Source organism: Kitasatospora sp. NPDC059803, assembly GCF_042732255.1.
Taxonomy (GTDB): Bacteria; Actinomycetota; Actinomycetes; order Streptomycetales; family Streptomycetaceae; genus Kitasatospora.
On record NZ_JBHWIJ010000072.1, the window covers coordinates 24734 to 31208 of the forward strand.

The 6475-nt window shown below is 71.4% G+C and carries 6 protein-coding genes; 4 read left to right on the top strand and 2 right to left on the bottom strand.

What is annotated here, in order from left to right; all coding sequences use genetic code 11:
- Positions 1-129: 129 nt before the first annotated feature.
- Together ACFV6I_RS14645 and ACFV6I_RS14650 are read right to left on the bottom strand one after the other, a co-directional pair.
- Complete coding sequence (locus tag ACFV6I_RS14645; protein WP_063351090.1) at positions 130-396, bottom strand: protealysin inhibitor emfourin; 267 nt, start codon at positions 394-396, stop codon at positions 130-132.
- 159 nt (positions 397-555) lie between these two features.
- Entirely contained in the window at positions 556-1578 is a 1023-nt protein-coding gene (locus tag ACFV6I_RS14650) for a M4 family metallopeptidase (RefSeq protein WP_380425446.1), read from the bottom strand.
- A 330-nt stretch (positions 1579-1908) separates the two neighbouring features.
- On the opposite strand from ACFV6I_RS14650, the gene leuA reads away from it, so the two are divergent.
- From leuA to ACFV6I_RS14670, 4 genes are all read left to right on the top strand, one after another.
- A complete protein-coding gene (gene leuA / locus ACFV6I_RS14655) occupies positions 1909-3705 on the top strand; it encodes a 2-isopropylmalate synthase (protein ID WP_063347512.1) in 1797 nt (598 codons plus the stop codon).
- A gap of 360 nt (positions 3706-4065) precedes the next feature.
- On the top strand, positions 4066-4608 hold the full coding sequence (locus ACFV6I_RS14660; protein ID WP_244293348.1) for a TerB family tellurite resistance protein: 543 nt from the start codon (positions 4066-4068) through the stop codon (positions 4606-4608).
- A gap of 224 nt (positions 4609-4832) precedes the next feature.
- Positions 4833-5579, top strand: a complete 747-nt coding sequence (gene recO, locus ACFV6I_RS14665) for a DNA repair protein RecO (RefSeq protein WP_063347510.1) — start codon at positions 4833-4835, stop codon at positions 5577-5579.
- A 4-nt stretch (positions 5580-5583) separates the two neighbouring features.
- Complete coding sequence (locus tag ACFV6I_RS14670) at positions 5584-6423, top strand: isoprenyl transferase (protein WP_380425448.1); 840 nt, start codon at positions 5584-5586, stop codon at positions 6421-6423.
- Positions 6424-6475: the final 52 nt, after the last annotated feature.

A 6475-nucleotide genomic window follows, 5' to 3' on the forward strand; every position in this document is an offset into this window, starting at 1 on the left:
GGGGGCGGCGCGGCCCCCCCCCCCCGCCCCCGGCCCACCGCGGGTTTCGCCGCCCCCCCCCCCCTGGGCGCCCCCGCGGCGGATTTGCGCCCGGGGGGGGCCCTTCGGCATGTCCGGGGGCCGGTGGGGCTACGCGCCCTCGCGCAGGACCAGCGACACCAGTTCGCGCTGCGAGTCGGTGAGCTTCGGGTCGGCGCAGTAGACCGTCCGGCCGTCGACGGTGATCTCGTAGTGGAAGCCGTCCGGCACCCCGTACGAGGGCGCCCGCAGCCCGCCCGCGACGGCCTCGCGGGCGAGCGCGTGGACGTGCGGGGCGTCCGTGCGGTCGACGGTGTCGAGTTCCGCATGGCGGACGATCCCCGCGAAGCCGCCGGTCCGGGTCACCTGGATACGCATGGTGTCCATGGTGCTACCAGGGGAGGGAGTTTGCCGGTCTTTTCCCGGACCGTGACCTTAAGCCCGGCTCAACCTGGTCTCAATCGGTCCTCGGCCGGGGCCGTCGTCGGGGCCTTCATCGTGGCTGCCGGGGGGCCGCCGGAGGGGCCGCCGGAGGGTTCAGCCGGGGCTGACGCCCACCTGCGCCCAGGAGGCCGTCACGGTGTCCGCGACCGAGGACTGGTCGGGGTAGCGGGCCTTGGCGGCGGCCACGGTGGCCCGGGCGAAGGCGGTGAAGTCGGCGTCGGCGGCCAGCTGGTGGCCGGTCAGGGCGTCGTACCAGATCCGTCCGGCGCGGTCCCAGGCCTGGCCGCCGAGGGCGGTGGCCAGCAGGTAGAACGCGTGGTTGGGGATGCCGGAGTTGATGTGCACGCCGCCGTTGTCGTCGGTGGTGTCCACGTAGTCCCGCATGTGCGCGGGCTGCGGGTCCTTGCCGAGCCGGGGGTCGTCGTAGGCGGTGCCGGGGGCCTTCATCGAGCGCAGCGCCACGCCCTGGATGCCGGGGGCGAGCAGTCCGGCGCCGATCAGCCAGTCGGCGTGGGCGGCGTCATGGCGCAGCGCGTACTGCTTGACCAGCGAGCCGAAGACGTCGGAGACCGACTCGTTGAGCGCGCCGGGCTGGTCCTGGTACTGCAGGCCGGCGGTGAACTGGGTGACACCGTGGGTGAGTTCGTGGCCGATGACGTCGACGCAGGCGGTGAAGTCGCCGAAGATCTCGCCGTCGCCGTCGCCGAAGACCATCTGGTGGCCGTTCCAGAAGGCGTTGTCGTAGTCCTGGCCGTAGTGCACGGTGGCGTCCAGGCGCAGCCCCCGGTTGTCGATCGAGCGGCGGCCGAAGACGGTGGCGTACAGGGCGAAGGTGTCGCCGAGGCCGTCGTAGGCGTGGTTGACGGACTGGTCGGCGACCGGGGCCTGGCCCTCGGTGCGGACGGTCCGGCCGGGCAGCCGCTGGCTGTGGGCGGTGTCGGCGATCAACCGGCTGGGGGTCGGGCCGGTGCTGACGGGCGGGGGAGGGGCGAGGCGGGCCGCGCGGTGCGCGGTGTCGAGCAGGAGGGAGCGGACGGCGGGCTCGTGACCGGCCTCGGCGAGGCGGTCCAGGACGTACGGCGGGACGATCGCGCAGATCGGAACTGCTGCAGTCATGTGGCCCAGGGTGAGGCCTCGATGACCGGTTGTCACCACTCTTGGCGTGACCGGTCGGTGTCTCAAGGGGTGGAACGGTGGCCCGGATCACTTCGGGGGCGCGCGGCCCTGGGTTACGCTGGGGCCATCATGCGCAACGGGCTGCTTCTTCTTAGCTGCCGCGTCGAGGGCCTGTAGTCCACAGGGCCGGCTCCCTCGCCGCGGGGATCGAGCTGTGCGCGTCATCCGGCGATCCAACGGAGGGTCGCGAGCGGCAGCTGCCGGCCAGTCGGTGTCGACCACCCCGACCCGCCCCCGCACCACGCATCACAGGAAGCCGAGAGTCATTCCATGACCGAGCAGAGCTCCGCCGCGCCCATCCCCGCCGGTCGCGCCTTCGTCGACCGTCCCACCCCGATCACCGCCGCGTCCGTGCGCCAGCTGCCCTCCGGCATGCGGTACGGGCGCTACCTGCCGTTCGACACCGTCGACCTGCCGGACCGCACATGGCCGAGCACGGTGATCACCAAGGCGCCGCGCTGGCTCTCCACCGACCTGCGGGACGGCAACCAGGCGCTGATCGACCCGATGTCCCCGGCCCGCAAGCGCAAGATGTTCGACCTGCTGGTCGCGATGGGCTACAAGGAGATCGAGGTCGGCTTCCCGTCCTCCGGCGCCACCGACCACGCCTTCGTGCGGTCGCTGATCGAGGAGGGGGCGATCCCCGAGGACGTCACCATCTCGGTGCTGACGCAGGCCCGCGAGGAGCTGATCGAGAAGACCGTCGAGTCGCTGGTCGGCGCCCCGCGCGCGACGGTCCACCTGTACAACGCGACGGCGCCGCTGTTCCGCCGGGTGGTGTTCCGCAACGACCGGGCCGCCACCAAGGCGATCGCCACCGACGGCACCCGGCTGGTGATGGAGTACGCCGAGAAGCTGCTGGGCGAGGAGACCGTCTTCGGCTACCAGTACTCGCCGGAGATCTTCGTGGACACCGAGCTGGACTTCGCGCTGGAGGTCTGCGAGGCGGTCATGGACGTCTGGCAGCCGGGCGAGGGCCGCGAGATCATCCTGAACCTGCCGGCCACCATCGAGCGGGCCACCCCGAACGTGCAGGCCGACCAGTTCGAGTGGATGTCGCGCAACCTGTCGCGCCGCGAGTTCGTCTGCCTGTCGGTGCACCCGCACAACGACCGCGGCACCGCCGTCGCCTCCGCCGAACTGGCCTACATGGCGGGCGCGGACCGCATCGAGGGCTGCCTGTTCGGCCAGGGCGAGCGGACGGGCAACGTCGACCTGGTGACCCTGGGCATGAACCTGTTCTCGCAGGGCATCGACCCGCAGATCGACTTCTCCGACATCGACGAGGTGCGCCGCACCGCCGAGTACTGCAACCAGATGGAGGTGCACCCGCGCCACCCGTACGCCGGCGACCTGGTGTACACCTCCTTCTCCGGCTCGCACCAGGATGCCATCAAGAAGGGCTTCGACGCCCTGGAGGCGGACGCGGCGGCGGCGGGCGTCCCGGTGGGGGAGCACACCTGGGGCGTGCCGTACCTGCCGATCGACCCGAAGGACGTCGGCCGCACCTACGAGGCGGTCATCCGGGTCAACAGCCAGTCCGGCAAGGGCGGTGTGGCGTACGTCCTGAAGAACGACCACAAGCTGGACCTGCCGCGCCGGATGCAGATCGAGTTCTCCCGGATCATCCAGGCCAAGACCGACGCCGAGGGCGGCGAGGTCACCCCGGCCGAGATCTGGCGGGTCTTCGAGGACGAGTACCTGCCGACCCCGGACAACCCGTGGGGCCGGATCTCGCTGAGCGGCTCGCGCACCCTGACCACCGAGGACGGCCGGGACGCGCTGATCGCCGGCGCGCTGGTGGACTCGGTACCGGTGACCCTGACCGGTGTCGGCAACGGCCCGGTCTCCGCCTTCACGGACGCGCTGGCCCGGATCGGCCTGGACGTCCGCGTCCTGGACTACGCCGAGCACGCGCTGAGCGAGGGTGGCGACGCCCAGGCCGCCGCGTACGTCGAGTGCGCGGTGGACGGCAAGGTGCTGTGGGGCGTCGGCATCGACGCCAACACCGTGCTGGCCTCGCTGAAGGCGATCATCAGCGCCGTCAACCGGGCACAGCGCGGGTAGTTCGTACGAGTGAGATGTGGCGGGGCCGTCCTCCGGGGCGGCCCTTCGCCGCACCTGGGGCCAGTTGTGTCCTGCGCCACATTTTTTCGGGTCGGAAGCCGTTCGAGGTACTGACACGTGCCGGTAACCATGGCAACATCGATCCACCGGAAAGCCGGGTCGGTGGGACGGCCTCGGTGTCCGGTCGCGTGACCTGCCCATTGTTGTGCAGGCCGTCTGCCATGTCTGGGGAGTGGCGCCGTGACCAGGTTGTGGGGTGTTCGCCCGCGGTGGCGGACTGACGTTCTCGGTGACTTCTTCTGCCCGGGCTGTGGCGGGGACCGCAACTACCGCCGGCAGCACGGCCGGCGGTGGCTGCGGTTGCTGGGGACCCCGGTGGCCCCGCTCGGCCCGGTGATCGGCAGCGTGCAGTGCACCAGCTGCCACGGCCGCTACGGCGTCGAGAGCCTGGAACAGCCCACCTCCGTACGGCTCGGCGCGATGCTGCGGGACGCGCAGTACACCATCGCGCTCGCCCTGCTCGCGGCCGGCGGCACCGCGCACCGCGCGGCCCGCGAGTCGGCCTGCACGGCGGTGCGCGAGGCCGGGTTCGAGGACTGCGGCGAGGCCCAGGTGCTGGCCGCGCTCGCCGCGCTGTCCGGGCTCGGCGGCGAACTCTACGACGCCCACGGGATGGCCGGCGGCCTGGCCGTGGAACTGCACGCGGTGCTCGAACCGCTCGCCCCGCACCTGGCCCACCAGGGCCGGGAGCGGCTGCTGCTGCAGGGCGCGGCGATCGCCCTGTCCGACGGGCGCTACCTGCCGCAGGAGCGCGAGGCGCTGGCCGCGGTCGGGCGCTGTCTGGATCTACCGCAGTCGCGGGTCGGGGCGCTGCTGGAGGCGGCGACCCGGGCTCCGTACTAGACCTTCTCCGCAGGACGGCGCACCTCCTTTGCAGTACCGGGCCCGCCCCGTGGTGCCGGGCCTGTCGCGCAACCCCCCGAGCCATCTCCGATCCCCCACAAAACGGGCCCGAAATCCCCCTCCGGGCCCGCCGTGACCCGCACCGCTCGGTCCTCCCCCACGGACCCGGTGCGGGCAACACGGCTGTCGGTGGCCGGGGCGCGCCGTGGGGGAGAATGGTTCCCATGAGTCTTTTCCGGGACGACGGCGTCGTGCTGCGGGCGCAGAAGCTCGGCGAGGCCGATCGGATCATCACCCTGCTGACCCGGCACCACGGCAAGGTGCGGGCGGTGGCGCGCGGGGTGCGCAAGACCAAGTCCAAGTTCGGCGCCCGGCTGGAGCCGTTCTCGCACGTGGACGTGCAGTTCTTCAGCCGGGGGAGTGAGCTGATCGGCCGTGGGTTGCCGCTGTGCACCCAGGTGGAGACGATCGCGCCGTACGGCGGTTCGATCGTCACCGACTACGGCCGCTACACCGCCGGGACGGCGATGCTGGAGACGGCCGAGCGGTTCGCCGAGAACGAGGGCGAACCGGCCGTCCAGCAGTACCTGCTGCTGGTGGGCGCCCTGCGCACGCTGGCGGCCGGGCTGCACGAGTCGCACCTGGTGATGGACGCCTTCCTGCTGCGCTCGCTCGCGGTGAACGGGTACGGCGCGAGCTTCACGGACTGCGCCAAATGCGGGCTGGAGGGGCCGAACCGTTTCTTCTCCCTTCCCGCAGGCGGGGTCCTCTGCCCGGACTGCCGAGTGCCCGGATGTGCCGTACCCTCCCCTGAGACACTGGTACTGCTCGGGGCGCTGCTGTCAGGGGACTGGCAGACGGCCGATTCCTGCGAGCCGAGGTACTGGCGGGAGGGCAGCGGCCTGGTCGCGGCCTATCTGCAGTGGCATTTGGAGCGGGGCATCCGCTCGATGAGATACGTGGAGAAGTGAGCACATGGCAGCGCGACGGCTCTTCGGCGGCGGCAAGCAGAGGGAGTACCTCCCCCCGACCCCGCACCCCAGTGGCGCACAGCCCCCGAAGATTCCCGGCGAGCTGGTCCCCGAACACGTCGCCATCGTGATGGACGGCAACGGCCGCTGGGCCAAGGAGCGCGGACTGCCCCGCACCGAGGGCCACAAGGTCGGCGAGTCCGTCGTGCTGGACGTCCTCAAGGGCGCGATCGAGCTCGGCGTGAAGAACATCTCGCTGTACGCGTTCTCCACCGAGAACTGGAAGCGCTCGCCCGACGAGGTGAAGTTCCTGATGAACTTCAACCGGGACGTCATCCACCGCCGCCGCGACGAGATGGACGCGATGGGCGTGCGGGTCCGCTGGGCGGGCCGGATGCCCAAGCTGTGGAAGAGCGTCGTCCAGGAGCTCCAGGTCGCCGAGGAGCAGACCAGGGACAACGACGCCGTCACGCTCTACATGTGCGTCAACTACGGTGGCCGGGCCGAGCTCGCGGACGCCGCGGCGGCCCTCGCGGCCGATGTCGCCGCCGGGAAGCTGGACCCGAAGAAGGTCAACGAGAAGACCCTCGCCAAGTACATGTACCACCCGGACATGCCGGACGTGGACCTGTTCCTGCGCCCGAGCGGCGAGCAGCGCACCTCCAACTTCCTGCTCTGGCAGTCCGCGTACGCCGAGTTCGTGTTCCAGGACGTGCTCTGGCCGGACTTCGACCGCCGTGACCTGTGGCGCGCCTGCGAGCAGTACGCGAGGCGCGACCGCCGCTTCGGCGGGGCGATCCCGAACGAGGTGCCCGAGGCGCTGGACCTGCCCACCCAGCGCTGACGCGGTACGGCGGCGGTACGGCGAAGGGCCCGTGGGAATCGCTCCCACGGGC

Excerpts from the sequence above, each read along its gene's own strand:
- ACFV6I_RS14670 (WP_380425448.1), top strand. The coding sequence starts at position 5,584 with ATGGCAGCGCGACGGCTCTTCGGCGGCGGCAAGCAGAGGGAGTACCTC.
- ACFV6I_RS14650 (WP_380425446.1), bottom strand. The coding sequence starts at position 1,578 with ATGACTGCAGCAGTTCCGATCTGCGCGATCGTCCCGCCGTACGTCCTG.
- ACFV6I_RS14645 (WP_063351090.1), bottom strand. The coding sequence starts at position 396 with ATGCGTATCCAGGTGACCCGGACCGGCGGCTTCGCGGGGATCGTCCGC.
- leuA (WP_063347512.1), top strand. The coding sequence starts at position 1,909 with ATGACCGAGCAGAGCTCCGCCGCGCCCATCCCCGCCGGTCGCGCCTTC.
- recO (WP_063347510.1), top strand. The coding sequence starts at position 4,833 with ATGAGTCTTTTCCGGGACGACGGCGTCGTGCTGCGGGCGCAGAAGCTC.